The 18,915-nt window shown below is 35.1% G+C and carries 13 protein-coding genes; 3 read left to right on the forward strand and 10 right to left on the reverse strand.

Annotation, left to right across the window (positions count from 1 at the left end; translation table 11 throughout):
* Nucleotides 1–286: 286 nt before the first annotated feature.
* Together AAC084_RS20715 and AAC084_RS20720 are read right to left on the reverse strand one after the other, a co-directional pair.
* Nucleotides 287–2,443: an MMPL family transporter gene (locus tag AAC084_RS20715; protein ID WP_339842203.1), complete on the reverse strand. Its 2,157-nt coding sequence runs from the start codon at nucleotides 2,441–2,443 to the stop codon at nucleotides 287–289.
* A gap of 229 nt (nucleotides 2,444–2,672) precedes the next feature.
* Nucleotides 2,673–3,461, reverse strand: coding sequence for a DUF547 domain-containing protein (locus AAC084_RS20720; protein ID WP_339842204.1), 789 nt, complete (start codon nucleotides 3,459–3,461; stop codon nucleotides 2,673–2,675).
* Nucleotides 3,462–3,674: 213 nt separating this feature from the next.
* Between AAC084_RS20720 and AAC084_RS20725 the strand changes: the two genes are divergently transcribed.
* Nucleotides 3,675–4,379, forward strand: coding sequence for a glycosyltransferase (locus AAC084_RS20725; protein WP_339842205.1), 705 nt, complete (start codon nucleotides 3,675–3,677; stop codon nucleotides 4,377–4,379).
* On the forward strand, nucleotides 4,372–5,421 hold the full coding sequence (locus AAC084_RS20730; protein WP_339842206.1) for a VOC family protein: 1,050 nt from the start codon (nucleotides 4,372–4,374) through the stop codon (nucleotides 5,419–5,421). Before AAC084_RS20725 ends, AAC084_RS20730 begins: the two co-directional genes overlap by 8 nt.
* Before the next feature lie 262 nt (nucleotides 5,422–5,683).
* Here AAC084_RS20730 and AAC084_RS20735 read toward each other — a convergent pair whose 3' ends face one another.
* The 8 genes from AAC084_RS20735 to AAC084_RS20770 form a co-directional block, all read right to left on the reverse strand.
* Entirely contained in the window at nucleotides 5,684–6,478 is a 795-nt protein-coding gene (locus AAC084_RS20735) for an anti-sigma factor (RefSeq protein ID WP_339842207.1), read from the reverse strand.
* Between the two features lies 1 nt (nucleotide 6,479).
* Nucleotides 6,480–7,013: an RNA polymerase sigma factor gene (locus AAC084_RS20740; RefSeq protein ID WP_339842208.1), complete on the reverse strand. Its 534-nt coding sequence runs from the start codon at nucleotides 7,011–7,013 to the stop codon at nucleotides 6,480–6,482.
* Between the two features lie 74 nt (nucleotides 7,014–7,087).
* Nucleotides 7,088–7,675 (reverse strand): superoxide dismutase family protein, encoded by a 588-nt coding sequence (locus AAC084_RS20745; protein WP_339842209.1) that lies wholly within the window; start codon nucleotides 7,673–7,675, stop codon nucleotides 7,088–7,090.
* A gap of 152 nt (nucleotides 7,676–7,827) precedes the next feature.
* Nucleotides 7,828–8,469 (reverse strand): YceI family protein, encoded by a 642-nt coding sequence (locus tag AAC084_RS20750; RefSeq protein ID WP_339842210.1) that lies wholly within the window; start codon nucleotides 8,467–8,469, stop codon nucleotides 7,828–7,830.
* Nucleotides 8,470–8,553: 84 nt separating this feature from the next.
* Nucleotides 8,554–9,285 (reverse strand): DUF2490 domain-containing protein, encoded by a 732-nt coding sequence (locus AAC084_RS20755; protein ID WP_339842211.1) that lies wholly within the window; start codon nucleotides 9,283–9,285, stop codon nucleotides 8,554–8,556.
* Between the two features lie 25 nt (nucleotides 9,286–9,310).
* A complete protein-coding gene (locus AAC084_RS20760) occupies nucleotides 9,311–11,254 on the reverse strand; it encodes an alpha/beta fold hydrolase (protein WP_339842212.1) in 1,944 nt (647 codons plus the stop codon).
* 39 nt (nucleotides 11,255–11,293) lie between these two features.
* Entirely contained in the window at nucleotides 11,294–14,530 is a 3,237-nt protein-coding gene (locus AAC084_RS20765; RefSeq protein WP_339842213.1) for a hypothetical protein, read from the reverse strand.
* A gap of 247 nt (nucleotides 14,531–14,777) precedes the next feature.
* On the reverse strand, nucleotides 14,778–15,374 hold the full coding sequence (locus AAC084_RS20770; RefSeq protein WP_339842214.1) for a methyltransferase domain-containing protein: 597 nt from the start codon (nucleotides 15,372–15,374) through the stop codon (nucleotides 14,778–14,780).
* Between the two features lie 154 nt (nucleotides 15,375–15,528).
* Here AAC084_RS20770 and AAC084_RS20775 point away from each other — a divergent pair, with 154 nt between their 5' ends.
* On the forward strand, nucleotides 15,529–18,759 hold the full coding sequence (locus AAC084_RS20775) for a S41 family peptidase (protein WP_339842215.1): 3,231 nt from the start codon (nucleotides 15,529–15,531) through the stop codon (nucleotides 18,757–18,759).
* Nucleotides 18,760–18,915: the final 156 nt, after the last annotated feature.

Genomic DNA, 18,915 nt, shown 5'->3' on the forward strand with positions numbered 1-18,915 from the left:
CAGCGCCATGGTTTTAATCTTGGCGCTGTTATTTTTAGGTATTTCATCGAAAATTTAACGTTTTTTAAGATTTGTTTAGATGAAATACATATATTTATCGACCAAATACATTTAAAATGCCCCAGCATCTTAAATAATTGAACCAAAAGTAACCAAGTAAACTAATTAGTGTTATGGAATACCTACTCTTTACATTATGGATTAGCTTAATGATTTTATTAGTTGGCAAAACAATTTTTGCATATAGATCATTACAAAGAACACTCCACAGAACAAACAGTTCTATTTAAATCAATTTTCTTAGCAGTACTGGTAGTAATAGCAAATCAAGTATTAAAGCTGTTACCAAGGTTACACTTATAATCAACCCTATTGTTATACTAGGTTGGTGAATAGAAAATAACATGACCATAAATCCGAAAAATAGGATAATAGTGGTGATGACCAATGCTCTACCGGTTTGGGCGAAAGTTTTTTCAAGCGCAGCCTCCTTATCTAAGCCTTGAGTAATTCCTAATTTATACTTTCCTAAAAAATGTATAGTGTCGTCAACAGCGATACCGAAAACAATAGCGAATACAACAGATAACGAGGCTTCTAAGGGTATACCCAAAAAGCCTAAAATTCCACCTGCAAATAGAATAGGTAGAACATTAGGTATAAGAGAGATTAGAAAGATTTTAATATCCCTAAAAACAAAAGCCATTATAACCCCAATCAATAATAGACCATACACAAGACCTTCTAACAAACTACTTCTAATATATTCTGAGTTTTTGTCTAGCAATATACTTTTACCGGTCACTTTAATCGTAACGAGAGTAGTATCTAGTTTACTTTTTGCAAATCTGTCAATACTGTTATAGATAATTTTTAAACTATCAGTACCTACATCTTGTAATTTTCCATTGATACGTGCAATTGTTTCGTCGCCATTGATAAATCGAGCCAATTGTTTTCGAGCTAGTTTACGTGTATCTTTTTGATATTTTATAAATGTTGCTTTGTCATCTGGCAAAGTGAAAAATGCAGCACTATTTAGATTATTTGCTTTGTTGATTATTTTGTACGGTAAATTGGCTGATTGTATATTCCCAATAATTTTAAATGTTTTTAAATAGGTAAGGAGTTTTTCAATTTCCTGAGCAATCTCGAAATCAGTAACCTTATGGCCATCAGTGCTCATTACGGCTATTTCTAATGGTCTGAAGCCAGCGTAGTTATTTTGAAAATATTCGAAATCGATAGCAATTTCACTCTTTGCTGGTAGTGTCTGTTTAAATTCGTGGTTGGTTTTTATAAGATAAATTCCAAGAAAACAGAAAAAAGTAAAAACCACAGTACCCCAAATTATGTGATTTGGATAGTTTTTAGTAAACGTGTTTACTTTTAAAAGATAGTTGACCCAATTTTCAGAAATACTCTTACGTCCAATTAATTTTTTTTCTGGAAGACTTATTAAAAGAGAACCAGTCAATAAAATAACGGTGGTATAGGCTACTAGAACCCCAATTGCCGCGTTTATTCCGAATTCCTGAATACTTACTAGTCTAGAAGAAAGAAGAGTTACAAAACCAACGGCAGTGGTAATAGAGGTAAGTAGGGTAGTCATACCAACCTCTTTAAGTGAAGAAATAATTGCGGCATATCTAGAAATACCACTTTGCAATTTTCTAATATAACTATCAGTGAGATGAATAACATCTGAAGTACCTACAATAAGCATTAACACTGGGTAAAATGCGGCCATGGCATTCAGTTCTTTACCCAGGGCAGCTAATAACCCCATAAAAAGTAATAACGACATAGCTATCGAAAAAACTGAAATCAAAACTACGGGCATACTTCTATAAACTAATAATAGAATGATGAAAACTAATATCGAAGCTACTATGGTTGTAGTAAGAACCTCACTACGTTGCATTTCAACAATGGCTTCATAGAAAAAAGCTCTTCCTAAAATATGATAGTCGGTTATATCTTGACGCTTAAGTGAAGTTCGTATGGTATTCAGTAAAACTTCAGATTGCTTGTAATCTAAGTTATCTTCGGTCTGTAACGCTAAGACTAAAGATTCTTTCTTTTCGTCTATAAGGACATTGATGAATAGGGAATCTTCTTGAATTTTATGCCAATCTTTTTGGTATTGAAGGGAATCATTTATGTGAACAATTGGCAACGTAGTGTAGCCAAAAGAAGTTTTTAAAGGATAGGAGAGTGTAGTTAAAGAATTACTTTCTAAAACATACTCAAAACCCTTGCTTTCTAGTGAAAATGCTTGAAATTTATTTAGAAAATCTTGCTGAAAAACATCCGGTTTATTCTCTACTGCGATGAGTAAAAAATTATCATCGGTTCCAAACTCTTCAACAAACGAATCATAAAATGCTAAGTCTGGGTCTTCCTCTGGAAAAAACTGACTGAAATCAAATGAAAATTTCAATTCATCCAATTTAGAAGCCGAAAACAGGCCTAAAAGAATGAATACAACAATGCATATTTTTTTGAGGGAACCCAAGTTAGCCTTCATAGAAAAGAATAAATCTATTTCGGGTGCAAATTTACCATTCTACATTGTAATCGTGGTAAAAACAACTAAATATGAGAATCAAAGATTGAATTAACCTCATGCATTTACTATTAAGGGTAGTAAATGCATAAGGTTAATCTATTTATAGTTCAATAAAATTATCTAGATATAATGTCCAGTCGTAATTAGTGTATTCAATATTTACACCTTTTGTTGAAGGTATTATCTCGTTTTCTTTCAATATTTTCTTGATACCGCTCTTTCCTCCAAAATCACCTCTAAACCAACTAAACAGTGAAGTAATCTTAACTACGTTAGTTTCGCTATTGTATTCACTGGTGTTTTCTAAAAGTCTTTTTGTACCTATTTTTAATTGTTCAGGTAAACGCTCCCATTCGTATATTGCTACTGGAGGACAATCTTTGGCACCGCAGTTTAAAGCAAAGTGTACGTTGAATACGGGTTTGTTTACGCGTAGTTTCCGTTCAAATTTACCTGGGAACCATTTGCGTATATAGCCTAAACCATATTCCCATTGCGATTTTCTGATTATCCCATGTTCTATTTTAGCAAATGATACTATTTCCCCGGCAATTTTTATTTGTTCTAATTTGAAAAAATTACCACGATTATCATACAACTCCGGATTTTTTTGCAAAATCACCTGTATATAACCATTGTAAATATTTAACCAAAAAGCTAATCTCTTATCATTAGTATCTAACGCGTTATCTAGTTCTTCAATAGATGTGTTCGCTAAAATATCCTGTATTTCTTGTGTGTCTTTTTTATCTTTAATCCGTTGTAAAAACGATTCCGATAACTCATTGAAATCTGTTTTGGTTGTAGTTTCTGCTTGTGCCTGAAGATTAGTTTTTGCTGTGCAGGATAAAGCAAATAATGTAGCAATAAAATATAATTTAAGTTTCATAGTAATTTTATTAAGTTACTCTATTTACGTAATTATTGTTTAAAGGTTCTGTAAACCTTTGTCGAACTTTTAATTCATTGATTACAGTAATTAATTTTAAAAATTTACTATAGTTTTAAAACTATTTTCCTCAATTTGCGTAAGTAAGGCATAAAATTAGATACTATTAAAGTGTTGTTTTAACTTTTTAATAATTATGCCCTAGCTATTGCTATGATAAGTATTATAATTCCAGCCCATAATGAATTTGATAACCTGCAACGGCTTTTTAAAGTGGCAAGTTTTCTAGACCATAATAGACTCTTAGAAATAATTATTGCCGTATCCCCTGATAGCTCAGATAAAATTGAATCACTTGATTGTAGTAGTAAAGTTCAAACACTCCAATGTAAAAAAAAAGGTAGAGCAGTTCAAATGAACGAAGCCGCCGCCGTCGCATTGGGAGATATTCTGGTTTTTTTACATGCAGATGTAGTACCGCCAAAAGGTTTTATTGATAATATTCAACAAAGTCTAAAAAATGGCTTTGACGCTGGTTTTTTCTCTTATCGGTTCGATAAAGATTATTGGTATTTACGCATGAATTCATCTTTTACGGCAAAAGATGGTTTTTTTACGGGAGGAGGTGACCAATGTCTTTTTATTAAAAAAGATGTTTTTAGAGAACTGGGCGCTTTTAATGAACAGCAAGCACTAATGGAAGATTTCGAATTCTTTTCGAAAATGAAGAAGCTAAAAGTACCTTATACCATTGTGAATAATGATTTAATTGTTTCTGCTCGTAAATATGAATGCAATTCATACCTAAGGGTTAATCTTTCCAACTTTCTTTTGGTCATACTTTTTAAACTGGGTTATCCTGGCGATAAGCTAAAAACTTTACATAATAAATTGATAAGAACCCCTTACAATGGATGAAATTATTAATGGAATTCAGCAAATAGGTATAGGCGTTCTTGATACTAAAATAGTTTTTAATTGGTATAGAAAGCATTTAGGTTTTGATGTATTACTATTTAAAGACGAGGCTGTTGCGAGTTTAATGACCAAATACACTAATGGAAATGCTGAAAGACGTGACGCTTATTTATCCTTGAATCTGGTAGGCGGTGGAGGACTAGAAATTTGGCAATTTAAAGACCGAATTCCCTCTGCGCCTAAAGTACCGATCAAGTTCGGCGACCTTGGTATTTATGCTATGAAAATTAGATGTGAAAATCTTTTGGAAAAGCATGCATATTTAAAGCAATTGAAAGTAAAATGTTTATCTAATATTGAAATATCTGATACTTATAGTTCAAATTTTTACTTTAATGACCCCTTTGGTAATAAGGTGCAAATGGTAGAAGATAATTATATATTTTGTGCCCAATCTTCTAAAAATGGCGGAGTAATGGGAGCGGTTATTGGTGTTAGTGATATGGAAAGCTCATTAAATTTTTATAAAGAATTGTTAGATTACTCAGTAATACTTTATGATGCGATAGAAACATCTAACAAAAATTTGAGCGGTAAATTTAGAAGAGTAATCTTGTCTCAAGAACGCAAAGCGGTTGGCGGATTCGGAGATTTACTTGGACCTACTCAATTAGAGTTAATTCAGGTTTTGGATAGAATTCCTGTAAAAATATTTAAAGACAGACTTTGGGGCGATTTAGGATATATTCATCTATGCTTTGATGTTTATGGTATGGCTGGTATTAGGGCAAAAGCAAACCAGCTAAATTATCCATTTACCGTAGATAGTTCTGATAGTTTTGATATGGGAGATACAGCAGGTCATTTTAGCTATGTTGAAGATCCTGATGGTACATTAATAGAATTAGTAGAAACACATAAAGTACCTATACTAAAATCTTTGGGTTTATTTCTAAATCTTAAAAACAGAAATCCCAGAAAGACATTACCAAAATGGTTGGTAAAAAGCCTTGCTCTTCATAAAGTAAGAAAGGACCTATAGTAATTGATTAAGTATTTGCGAAATTTTATTAGTGGTTCTGATAAGGTAAATTCTAAAAAATACAGCATTACTAAAATTGTAAATTACTTGTCGTTTTGTGGTTCCATATTATTTCCAAATAGTATTGTAGTACAATCAAATCAAACTAATTCTAGAAAGGTCGAAACGATTCCAAAAATTTCAATTAAAATCAATATACTAGAAATAAAAAAATGGACAGCTTATTTAAACTGTCCATTTAAACCTATAAAGTTTTAATTTTCTATGAAGCCGAAACTACACCAAGAGTATATAATTGCTCGAGAGTAGGGGATTCACTACCACCTGCAGGCTCTAATGTAATACCGAAAGCTTCAGATTCATTAGGGTTGCTAAGTGCAAATATCTTGTTCTCGTCCATTTTGAAATTATCAAGTAGACCCATACTAGTAGGGGTAAGCGGTGACAGTTTTAAAGACCAAACCTGATAAACAAAACCATCTGGTGGTTCTGGTAATCCTTTAGCATCTATAAATACCTTTTTGTTTTCTTTGTTCCAATAGGCTTTAGCGTAGGATGAAGGTGATATGTCTTGCCCATCTAATGGAATAACGCTTATATTCTTATCCCTAAGAGTATTTAATAGTTCTTTTGTTTCTTCTAAAGAAGAATCGCTGTCCGCTATTTGCTGTTCTAAATTATTATTTTGTTGTTCTACAACTTTAATATCAGATTTTAGTTCCTGATTCTGTTGATACATCCAAAATATACCTATTGCCAGTAAAACCGAAGCTGCCAAGCCAACATACCTTGATATTGGTGTACCTCGTTTATCATCAATAGAAATAACTTTTACGTCACTGTTAATTCTATCCATGATAGATGTAAAGGTTTGCTTTAAACCTGGCGAAGCTTTCTTAGATAACTCCAAAATAGATGCTTCAATAGCTTCAATTTCTTTTTGAATTTCTGGATACTCTTTTGCATAGTTGGCTATTTCCAAATTTTCTTTTTCTGAAAGTATACCAGCTATATAGAGCTCTAAAATTCCTGATGCTATGTATTTTTGTACATCCATGCTACTTAATTTCCATATTCTCCCTTAATTGGGAAATGCAACTTCTGTTACGTGTTTTCACCGTTCCTATCGGAATATCCAATTCTTCTGCAGCGTCTTTCTGAGTATATCCTCTAAAATATAATAGTTCTATAATTTGAACACATTTTTCTTTTAAATTCTTAACAAGATTCCTCAAACCTTTGGTATCTACAACTGAATCTTCATCTTCCTTGTTCTGTAAAATACCTACGAAGTAATCTGCGGAAAGGTTCTTTCTTTCATTTTTATACGACCTACTGCGTATTTCGTCGATAGCAGCATTTCTGGCGATATTCAGAATCCATGTAAAAAATCTTCCTTTTGATGAGTTATAGCTCTCAGAATTATTCCAGATTTTTATAAATACATCTTGACAGATTTCTTGAGCAATACCGTCATTTTTTACGATGGTATTAATTACACCACAGATGTTAACGGCGTACATACCGTATAACTTCTCGAAAGCTGAAGGGTCTTTCTTTTTGAATTGTTCAACCAATTGGTCTAATTGCATATGGGAATTTTATAGTCAGATAAAAATAAAAAAAGCTGTTCTTAGAACAGCTTTTATAAACTATATTTTTAATCCTATTGAATCAAACCTGCACAACTAATACGTGCACCGGCTGCTCCGCTTGGTTGAGAAGTGAAATCATCAGTACCTTGATGTACAATAAGACCTTTACCAACTATATTTTTGTTTTCATCATCACAACCAATACACCATTGATCCGTAGAAAATTCAACCGTTCCTTGGCCATTAGATTCTGCTGTAAAATTACCTATATCACCTTTGTGATATCCTTTTGCATCATCCCATTTACCATGTGGTTCATTAGTTGGGTTCCAATGCCCACCAGTTGAAGAACCATCAGCTGCAGAACAATCTGCCGTTTGGTGTATGTGTATCGCATGTTCACCTTCGGTTAGTCCAGAAAAGGTAGCGGTCATGGTAACTTCACCATCTTTTTCCACGAAACTAACTTCTCCAGATACACCACTATCACTTTTTGGTTCCATCATCATTGAAATACGGTCAGTAGTAACTTCTTCCGCTACTTTATCCATTTCACTATCCATTTCAGTATTTACTTTGTCGGCCTCTTTCTTAGCATCTTTACAATTGTAAAAACCTACCACCGTTAAGGCAAGAACTAATATTTTAATATTTTTCATTGTGTATTTATTTTTTAATTATCACTCAAATTAACCATTTAAATAGCTAATTTCAAACGATTTAATGATATACGTTATCCTTTAAATGGTTAACGTTAAAAAGGACCTGTAAATCAAGCTTATTGCTCTTTTTAAAAACTTTGTTTATTAAGTTAATTGTTTTTTTGAAGCATAACTTCTGCTTGTAATGCTACTTCGCTCCAAGTTTTACTTATACCATCTTTACCGGTATGTAAAGCTTCACAGGCTTTATTTATAGAAGCTACAGCATCCATTGCATTCCAATTTTCTAAATCCATTATGCCTTTAAAGATCAGTTTATTATCATCAACAGTCTCATAAGTAAGTGGAATACTTTGGGTTTCACCATTTAAAGTAACATCAATAGAACATTTTTCATTTTCAACTTTAAAAGTACCAGAAATTAATTCTGGGTTATTCATAACGCCAAAGAAAAACTCAAGAAGTTTTGGGTCTCTTGTGCCGGTAGGGTCATTAGTGAATAAGCTACTTACAGGAATACTGAACTTTGTACCGTTTAAGGCTTCTAAAACAGTATTTCCTTCATGGGAGTTCGTAATGTTTATAGTATTAAATGTTCCACCGACCGGCAGTTTGTCGGTTGTTTTATAGGCCGTGAAACTTACCTTAGTTGAATCTTGAATTAAACTGAAAATTTCAGAAGATTTCGCCGCAACGTCGACGTCTTTATTCTCCTGATTTTTTTTGGTATCCTTACAACTAGTGAATAGTACTACTAGAGTGGTAAGGAAGGTGAACGCTAATTTTCTCATTATCATGAATTTTATATTCATTGATAAAGTTACTGATTAAATAGTACGACAAAAAAATTCCGTTGTTTAAATATTTGACTAAAATTATTTACTCTTCTTATTGAAAATACCTCTCAAATCTGTATTATAAACGAAACCTAATTGCAAACGGTCAAAATCAGTATTTCTAAAATGATTTTTTAAATACCCGAATTGCATACTTAAATTATTGGTTACATTAATACCGACAGCGGCATATAAACGATTTTGACCAAAAGCCTCGTTTTGCAGATTGATGAAAATTTCATCGTAAAAGTTTAAAAAGAAGATATCTGTTAATGGTAAAGTAACTTGTAACCTATATCGAGCACGATGCTCGGTTCTACTCAAATCTTGCTCTGGGTCACTCAAAATATCAGTTTGAGAAATAAATCGTTGTTCTAAACGATACCGATGTTCAAAGTTGAATTCCCAAACTTTATTTTTTAGAATAAACTGTTCAAAAATTCGATGCTCAGTTAAGTTAGCTTCGTTTAAGCTGCCTATAAAAGTTGGATCTGTTTCTATATAACCATACCCTAAAGTTGCAATAGCATCAGGGTTGATGTGATAGTTCATTCCTGTTCTCAATAACAGCTGATTAAAATTAGATGCAGTTTCGTAATATCTAAACTGTGCTTCAGTATGTATACTCCATTTTTCAGCTACTTTGTTGGTACCGAAATACATAAACCAACTTCCTAAATCATCTTCTCCTGTGAATTTATTTGAGCCATTTTGGGCGTTTGAATTTAAAATTGTTGTTAATAGTACTACTAGGCTAATAACTTTCCTCATTCGTCGTCTTCTTGATATTTAATATTTATTGTTGAGAGTTAATCTCGTTACCGTCTTTTATTGTAGTTACAGGTTCTTTTTTTAAATAAGCATCTAAAAATTCTAATACCCTGCTATAAGCTTCAATCTGATTTTCTTTTTTCATGAAGCCATGGCCTTCATCCTCGAACAAAACATATTCTACCGGTACACCATTCTTTTTAACACCAGCGACAATTTCATCAGATTCGACCTGTAACACTCTTGGGTCTTGAGAACCTTGTAAAACGATTAATGGTTTAGTAACCCTATCAGTATGGAACAGTGGTGAAATTTCTTTTAAACGTACAGAATCTGCACTATATGGATCACCTAATTCTAGGTATAGGGCATCTTTAAAAGATTCCCACCATGGTGGTATACTTTTTAAGGTTCGCAACCAGTTAGTAACACCAAATAGATTGACACCAACAGCAAATTCTTCGGGAGTATAGGTTAGTGCAGCCATGGTCATATAGCCACCATAAGACCCACCTATAATTCCGATTTTATCGGCAGTGATTTCCGGTTGTGACGCTAACCAATTTTTTCCTTCTACACAATCCTTTAAATCCTTATCACCGTGGTTTAAATCATCCATCTGATAAAAGGTTTTACCATAACCACTGCTGCCTCTATTGTTTACGGCAAGTACGGCATATCCATGGTTGGTTAAATACTGAATAAAAGAACTGAAATTTTGACGACTCTGCCCCCCAGGTCCACCATGTACCCAAACCAATGCCGGTACTTTATTGGTAGCACTAGCTTGATGTGGTTTATAATAAATAGCAGGAATTTCGACACCATCAAAAGATTTGTAACGAATTACTTCTGCAGAAACAAGATCTTCCGTTTTAATTTCAGGATTCAAAACATCTGTCAATTGTTTTTGTTCTTTCGTTTCTAGATTGTAGATATACAAATTACTTGGAGTTTGAGAACCTCCAGCGTAAAAGCGCATCCACTTTTCGTCATTTGAGAAATCTACGTTTGTTATCGCCATAGATTCAAATGACGGTAAATCAATATTTTCCATCGTTGCTACATCCATCACTTCAATGGTATTTTTTGCATCTTCATTGATATAGGTAACTAGGTAGGTGCCATTTTCGGTAAAGTAACTACCCAAAATATCCCAATCACGCTCTATCACCTTATTGCTGGTGCCAGTTGCAATAGTGTATTTCATGAGATAGGAAAATTCATTACCGACGTCGGTAGTATAATATAACACATCACCAGAAGGAGAAAAATCTTGACTACTATTGGCGCTTTGCACTTTATTAATCTTGACTTTTTTCTTTGTTGCAATGTTATAGAGGTATAAATCTGAATCGTTGGTGTTTAAAGGCTTATTTAGAGTTAGGTGTTTTTCATCTTTACTAAGATTTCCAATATCATACCCATCATCATTCTTATAAATCAATTTTGGTGAATAATTGAGAAAATCCATCTGATAGAGGTCCATGTATTTTGAATCTCTTTTATTGGATGTGAAAAAGAAACTTTTGTCATCTTCGGCCCAACTATGAAAACCAGCCCTAGCACCTTTTTCGGGAGTAAGGTCAGTATGGCTACCATCTAAATTACGAAGGTAGATGTGGTAGATTTCATCGCCGTTACCATCCATGCTAAATAGCATTCGCTCATCTTTCGGGAAATAAGAAATTGCAAACACCGAAGCGCTATCTGATTGCGTTATTGGTGTAAACTCACCACCACCTGTGGGAACAGTATACATGTTGTAAATACCAGACCTATTGCTTGATACTAATAATTTAGAATTATCATGATAAAAACTGCCACCTGAAATGGCTTCATTGTCCATCATTTGTTTGATGGTATATTGGTCAGGAATCTTGGTAACTTCCATTTCCTTTTTGTCATCCTTTTTTTCTACACAACTCCAAATAAGAGCAATGGCTAAACAAGCGAACAGTTTTTTCATAATTTTTGTTTTAATTGAGCATGCATAATCGAATGTGAATTAATCCAAACTAAATGATCCTACTTTTTTAAAAGGTGAAAGTTCTAAGCTTTCCATTTTATCTTTATAATCACTCCATTCGGTAGAGAAAAAAGTATTGGTTTTCTTCAAAGCCGATTCTAATTCATCTTTAGCAAACTGCATTAATTGCTTTTCTGTAACTGTCATACCAGTCTTACGTGAACCTACGTAGCCACGAGCAATTTGCAAACGTTGCATAACGGTCATTTCTTTATTACGGGTAATACCTTGGCGTTTGTCAACCTTACCTAAATATAAGGCAGTAACAGAATCTATTTGCTTCACAATATTTTTTGATGCCTCAATTTGGTCTTTAAACTTCTTCTCATCCATCTTTTTCATTTCTTTTTGAAATTGTTCTGCCGTCTCTTTGCTCTGTGCCAATTGTTTAACTGCATCCGCAGCTTTCTGCATGTACGATTCTAATACCTTACCATTAGTATACGCTTCATTTATACCCGATGTAGATATTTCTAATCGTGGGTCAGATTTCACTATAATTTGAGCTTCCTCTACCAAATCACCGTAAAGCATTTTAATGGTGTAGGTACCAGGCTTAACTTCTAGTCCGCTAGATTCTTTCTTTTTGGTCTGAACTTTTCTTGAAGGTCTATCAGCACCTTTTTCATCCATTCCCCAGAAAATTCTATGGAAACCAGCCTTTTCTGGCGTCTTAAATTTTAGTGTACGTATCAATCGTTGACCATCATAAAAATCAAATTGAACAGAATCTTTTTTCTGTACCCCGGTTAATTCTAACGCTTCTGTTTTTTCTTCAGAATTCTCTTCTGAGTCATCCTCTTTTTTATCATCTAAAACTTCTGCTTTTTTTGACTCCTTTTTACCTTCTTTTAGGTAATACGTAATCATAGCACCTGGCTTTTTGTTTTCACCTTGGTATAAACCATCACCACCAAAACGACTACCGGTCGGTTGTTGGTAAAATGCTTGATATGCTGTAGGCGGAGTAAACAATTCTATTTCTTTATTCAAAATAGTTTTATCTGCAGCAAGTGCCCGTAGCGGACGAATATCATCTAATACCCAAGCAGCTCTACCGAATGTACCAATTACTAAATCATGCTCTCTTGTGTGAATAGCTAAATCTTTAGTAGAAACCGTAGGGAAACCTTCTGTCCATTTTTGCCATTTGTCACCAGCATTAAATGAAACATACAAACCATCATCGGTACCTAAAAACACCAAGTTAGGATTCTCTGGATCTTCGATAATAGATAGCGCATAGCTTTCTACATCAGTAGCGTCAACAATTCTTGTCCAAGATTTGCCATAATCTTTCGTGCGGTATGCATACGGAGTGTAATTGAATCTTCTGTAATCATTGGCAATTAATAGCGCTTCACCTTTATTACGTGTAGATGCTTTTATTTGCGGAATCCAGCTTCCTTTTGGTAATCCTTTTATATTGCCAGTTACTTCTGTCCAAGTTTGACCTCCATTTTGAGTGTAGTGAACACGCCCGTCATCAGAACCCGTCCAAAGCATATCTTTTTCAACCGTAGATGGCTCAATGACCAATATAGTGGTATGATTTTCTGCACCAGTAGCATCCATTGATAATCCGCCACTTTCACTTTGTTTTTGCTTTTCTGGGTCGTTAGTGGTTAAATCAGGAGAAATAACCTTCCATGTTAAACCTTTGTCCGAACTTTTATGAACGAACTGACTACCGAAATAGATAGTACTATTATCGAAAGGGTCTTGACTGATTGCTGAGTTCCAGTTAAAACGTAGTTCTGTTGTTGCATCTGGCGGAGTAGGGCGAACGATATAATTATCTCCTGTAATATGGTCGAAACGCTGTACGTATCCTTGCTGGCTCATCGTGTAGCCATATCTAGAATCTACAGGATCGGGTACAACATCAAATCCGTCACCGAAACTTATTTCTTGCCAATAGCTATTACGAATACCTTGTGCTTTCCAAACATAAGCCGGACCTCTCCACGAACCATTGTCTTGCATACCACCATACACATTATATGGATATTCGTTATCCGTAGCAATATGATAGAATTGTGCAACGGGCAAATTGCCGACAAATCTCCAAGTTTTACCACCGTCTTTAGATATGTTAAGTCCGCCATCATTACCATCCATCATAAATTGACCATTGTCTGGGTGTATCCAAAATGCATGGTGATCTGGGTGTACTCCGTTGTCAACACCATAGGCAGGCATAAGTTCCTCAAAGTTCTTACCTCCATCTTGTGAAACATTCACGTAGGTAAATACAGAGAAGACCCTATTTTCATTTTCAGGATCTACGTAGATTTCAGAATAGTAAAAAGGTCTGTTTCCAATATCACCTTTGTCATTAATTTTTTTCCATTTAAAACCACCATCTTCAGATTTGTATAGTGCATTCTTTTTTGCCTCAACTAAAGCATAAACAACATTAGGTTTTCCAGGAGCAATAGCAACACCTATTCTACCTAAATCTCCTTTTGGTAAACCGTCTTCTTCAGTAAGTTTTTTCCAATTCTTACCACCATCATGGGTCATGTATAAACCACTACCTGAACCACCAGAGTTAAAAAACCACGGCTCACGCTTATGCTCCCACATTGCGGCAATTAATTTGTTTGGGTTGGTAGGGTCCATGATTAAATCGGCTACCCCAGTTTTATTATTTACAAAAAGTACTTTCTCCCAAGTTTCACCACCGTCAGTAGTTTTAAAAACTCCGCGTTCTGGGTGCTCGCCCCAAGGAGAGCCAATTGCGCCCACATAAACCGTATTCGGATTCATGGGGTCTATTTTTATTCTATGAATATGTCTCGTATTTTCGAGACCCATAGATTTCCAGGTCTTTCCTCCATCAAGAGATTTAAATACGCCATAACCGCCATTTAAACTATTTCTAGGATTACCTTCTCCTGTTCCTACCCAAATTACAGAAGGATTATTCTGTTGAATAGCCACTGCACCGATGGAAGCAGTAACTTCCTTATCGAAAATAGGGTCCCATTTGATACCACCAGATGTAGATTTCCACAACCCGCCAGAAGCGGTACCAACATACATAATATCAGGATTGTCATTTACAACATCGATGGAAGTAACACGGCCACTCATACCGCCAGGGCCAATGTTACGGGGTTTTAGGTCCTGTACTAGGTCCATTTTAAATTCTTGAGCTGTAGCGAAAAAAGATGCAAAAAGCATCAACAGGGAGAGTAAACTTCTTGTCATTTCTTGGTTTGTTAATTAGGTGTCTAAATATAATGGAAAAGAAGGGGAGGGATTCTTAAAAAGATGTTAACAGTTGGTAATTATAGATGAGTAGTTTCAGTAGGCAGTATCAGTTTACGGAAACGTCATTGTGAGGAGCATTTCGCTACAATAAATCTGTTGATTCGTATTTCAAACAAATAGATAGCCACGTTGCGCTCTCCAAGACAAAAAGTTTTTTTTTCAACTAACAACTAACAACTAACAACTAAATCTTCCCAAAAATTCCGAACAATTCACTCCCTTGTCTTGGTGCAATAGAATTATAGCAGGGATCGAAAGTGATCGTTTTTAAAAATATAGATAAATAGCTGATATATAGTTCTTTATTTCCTCCAAAAGGGCGTTTTTCCATATCGCCAGATAATGGAATATCGAACCAAACGCCCACTAATTTACCGTTTGGTTTTAAAAGCCCTGCCATGTGTTCTGCATAGGCATTTCTGTTTTCATCGGATGGGACAAAAGAACAGAAAAAGGTCTGCTCGATAATAAGGTCGTACTGGCCTTGAAATTCAAAAAAATCAGCTTGGTGCATTTGCGAAACAGGAAAATCTGGATTCCGTTTTTTAAACTGTTCCAATGGAACATCAGAAATATCTAGAATGTGTACATTTTTAAATCCCTTCTTCCAAAGGTATTCCGCTTCATAGGCATTACCTGCTCCGGGAATCAGAATTTCAATGGTTTTGTCTGTCAATTGGTCAACATATTCTTTAATAGGTGTTGAAGGGTACCCAATATCCCAACCCGTTTGCTGTTCTGTATAGCGTTCTGTCCAATAATTTTCTTCTTCTTCTTTCAAGATAAATTGGTGTTTTGTACACTAGTAAAATTAAACAGATTTAGTGAGTTTTTGTAAAGTATATAGAAATGGAGACCAATGGTCATACATTGATTGTAGCAGACAAATCAAATCATTATCTTTCGTATCGACTAAACACCAACTAAATAAGCTTATGAGATTTTCTATTTTCACCGTTTTAACGGTATGCCTAACTTTTATCAGTACCGCACAAACCAATCCGAAATGGGCACGATACCCATCAATTTCTCCAGATGGCCAAACTATTGCCTTCACTTATAAAGGAAACCTATTTTCTGTTTTGGCAGAAGGTGGTATGGCAAAACAATTAACGTTTCATTCTGCGCATGATTATGCACCTGTTTGGAGCAAAAATGGAAAGCAATTAGCGTTTACTTCTAACAGATATGGAAATTTTGATGTCTATGTGATGGATGCTCAAGGCGGACCGGCTACACGATTAACCTATCATAGTACTGATGAAATTCCTTTTAGTTTTTCTGCAGATGATGCAACCGTACTTTTCGGAGCCACTCGTTTAGACGCCGTTGCTCATAGGCAATATCCTACGGATACGCAACCAGAATTATATAGTGTTCCAGTACAAGGTGGTCGGGTTGATCAAGTATTGACGGTGCCCGCAGAAGATGTGCAAGTGAATAGCGATGGTTCTAAAATGGTCTATCACGATAAAAAAGGATATGAAGATGCATTTAGAAAGCATCATGTTTCAGCCATTACAAGAGATATTTGGACCTATGTACCTGCAACGGGTAAACATATTAAATTAACTGATTTTAAAGGTGAAGACCGTAATCCGGTATTTTCTAAAGATGGTAATTCCATTTATTATTTAAGCGAGCAAGAAGGTTCTTTTAATGTCTTTTCTATGTCTTTAACAGGCGAGTCCCAAATTAAGACTCATACTAATTTTAAAACACATCCGGTACGTTCGTTAAGTATCGGAAATGACAAGTTGTCTTTTGGTTATGACGGTGAAATTTACACACTTAAAGTTGGTGAAGAAGCTAAGAAAGTAGATATTATTATCAGAACACAAGAAGATAGCAATCCTATAAAATATGTATCTGTAAACGGTGGCGTTCAAGAAATGGATATAGCCCCTAATGGTAAAGAAATTGCTTTCATTAGTAGAGGAGAAGTTTTCGTTACATCGGTAGATGGTTCATTAACGAAACGTATTACAAATACACCAGAGCAAGAACGTTTTGTGAAATTCATGCCCGACGGTAAAGGGGTTGCGTATGCTAGTGAGCGAAATGGTAAATGGTCTATTTTTAAGTCCTCGAAAGTACGATCACAAGAACCGTATTTCTTTGCGGCAACGGTGTTTAAAGAAGATACCTTAGTAACCTCTAAAGAAGATATATACCTGCCAGAATTCTCACCAGATAGCACGTATATTGCTTACATAGAAGGCAGAAGAACGCTAAAAGTAAAGAATCTTAAAACCAATAATATTACCACCTTATTGACGCCAAATGAGCTTTTTCATATGCAAGATGGTGACAAGTATTTTCAATGGAGCCCAGATAGTAACTGGTTACTTGTCGATTGGGGCGTATCGTTAAGTAATTCTGAGGTGTTATTGATTTCGAAAGATGGTAAACAACGTAAAAACCTTACGCAAAGCGGCTATTATGACGGTTCTCCAAAATGGGTAAATGAGGGCAATCAAATTCTATACTTTTCAAATCGAGACGGATTAAAAAGCTATGCTACTAGCGGACAGTCAGAATTAGATGTGTATAGTATGTTCTTGAATCAAGATTCTTGGGATAAATTCAATAACTCGAAAGCAGAATATGATTTATTGAAAATGATAGAGGAGGCTGCAAAAGAAAAAAAGGATGAAGCTAAATCTGAGGATAAAAAGAAGAAAGACGATAAAAAGAAAGAGACCGAAGTAAAAACTTTGAAGTTTGATTTGGAAGATGTAGAACGTAGAAAATCTCGTTTAACCATTCATTCCTCATTACTTGCCGATGCTGTACTCTCGAAAGACGGTGAAAAATTATACTACTTAACACGTTTTGAGAAGGACCTTAATTTATGGGAAACCGAAATACGTACCAAGAGTACTAAAATGTTGATTTCACTTGATGCTAAATCGGGTAGTTTACAGTGGGATGCTAAAAAGGAAAATCTCTTTCTTTTGGCGGATGGAAAAATTGCAAAGGTTGATATAAAAGCTGCTAAAACAGAGCCTGTAAAATTAAATTCAGAAATGGTATTAGATGCCGATGCGGAGCGTAACTATATGTTCGACCATATTTGGTTACGAACCAACGGTATTTTTTACACCTCTACTTTTCATGGTATCGATTGGAAAGCCATGCGAACCGAGTATGAAAAGTATTTACCGCATATTGGTAACGACTACGAATTTGCTGAAATGATATCTGAAATGTTGGGCGAACTGAATGTGAGTCATGCTGCTGGGCGGTTTTCAGACAATATCGACAATGGCGATAAAACAGCTTCATTAGGCGTGTTCTTTGATTACGCACATAAAGGCGACGGATTAAAAATTACAGAAGTCATTAAAGGCGGACCGTTAGATAAGTCCGGATTCAATTTAAAACCCGGAGCGGTTATTGAAAAAATTAACGGAGTTACGATTGGTAGTGCTACGGATGCTGCTTTCTATTTAAACCGTATTGAAGGTGATTTTACCTTGTTAGATATTTTAGATGAGAAAGGCAAAAGAAAGCAAATTACTGTAAAGCCTATTTCTTTAAGCGATGAAGGTAGTTTGTTGTATGACCGCTGGGTGAAAAATAATGAAAAAGAGGTTTTGGCAAAGAGTAATGGAACTTTAGGGTATGTACATATACCTGGTATGAGTGATGGACCCTATCGTACTATTTACGAAGAAATGTTGGGCAAGTTCAATGATAAGAAAGGAGTTATCGTAGATACCCGTTTTAATGGCGGTGGTGACTTGGTAGCAGATTTGGCAATGTTCTTTACAGGAGTGCCTTTTCTTTCGTATGAAACCGAGGCAAGGGTAGTAGGTGGCGAACCAACCTCTCGATGGACAAAGCCGACCTTGGCCATGTTCAACGAATCGATGTACAGTGATGGTTCATGTTTTGCCAGCGGTTATGTAGACCTTAAAATTGGTAAAACAGTAGGTATGCCCGTACCAGGCACTTGCAGTTGGGCTGGTTGGGAAAGTTTACCGAATGGTGGCCGTTGGGGCGTGGTACCTGTAAGTTCAAAGAACAAAGCAGGGGAATGGATGGAAAATAATGAAACGAACCCAGAAATTTTGATTAAAAATCAACCTGAGCTAATCGCAAAAGGTACTGACGAACAATTAGAAAAGTCTATTGAAGTGTTAATGAAGGAGGTTCGGTAATGTAAAATGTACTTTCCTTGAGAAGAATTATAGAAGTCATGCTAAAAAAGAAATAAACGTACCTTGGTGTGTTTAGCCAATTGTTAGCTTGCATTAAAAAACTCACTCAAATGCAAATTTGACGGAATTAAAAAAATGAGATTTTATCGGAAATTT

The organism is uncultured Maribacter sp., from assembly GCF_963977385.1.
Classification (GTDB): domain Bacteria; phylum Bacteroidota; class Bacteroidia; order Flavobacteriales; family Flavobacteriaceae; genus Maribacter.

What these genes read in the sequence shown, in the direction of transcription:
- AAC084_RS20720 (WP_339842204.1), bottom strand. Translation starts at nt 3,461, where the DNA reads ATGAAACTTAAATTATATTTTATTGCTACATTATTTGCTTTATCCTGC.
- AAC084_RS20725 (WP_339842205.1), top strand. Translation starts at nt 3,675, where the DNA reads ATGATAAGTATTATAATTCCAGCCCATAATGAATTTGATAACCTGCAA.
- AAC084_RS20730 (WP_339842206.1), top strand. Translation starts at nt 4,372, where the DNA reads ATGGATGAAATTATTAATGGAATTCAGCAAATAGGTATAGGCGTTCTT.
- AAC084_RS20735 (WP_339842207.1), bottom strand. Translation starts at nt 6,478, where the DNA reads ATGGATGTACAAAAATACATAGCATCAGGAATTTTAGAGCTCTATATA.
- AAC084_RS20740 (WP_339842208.1), bottom strand. Translation starts at nt 7,013, where the DNA reads ATGCAATTAGACCAATTGGTTGAACAATTCAAAAAGAAAGACCCTTCA.
- AAC084_RS20745 (WP_339842209.1), bottom strand. Translation starts at nt 7,675, where the DNA reads ATGAAAAATATTAAAATATTAGTTCTTGCCTTAACGGTGGTAGGTTTT.
- AAC084_RS20750 (WP_339842210.1), bottom strand. Translation starts at nt 8,469, where the DNA reads ATGAGAAAATTAGCGTTCACCTTCCTTACCACTCTAGTAGTACTATTC.
- AAC084_RS20755 (WP_339842211.1), bottom strand. Translation starts at nt 9,285, where the DNA reads ATGAGGAAAGTTATTAGCCTAGTAGTACTATTAACAACAATTTTAAAT.
- AAC084_RS20760 (WP_339842212.1), bottom strand. Translation starts at nt 11,254, where the DNA reads ATGAAAAAACTGTTCGCTTGTTTAGCCATTGCTCTTATTTGGAGTTGT.
- AAC084_RS20765 (WP_339842213.1), bottom strand. Translation starts at nt 14,530, where the DNA reads ATGACAAGAAGTTTACTCTCCCTGTTGATGCTTTTTGCATCTTTTTTC.
- AAC084_RS20775 (WP_339842215.1), top strand. Translation starts at nt 15,529, where the DNA reads ATGAGATTTTCTATTTTCACCGTTTTAACGGTATGCCTAACTTTTATC.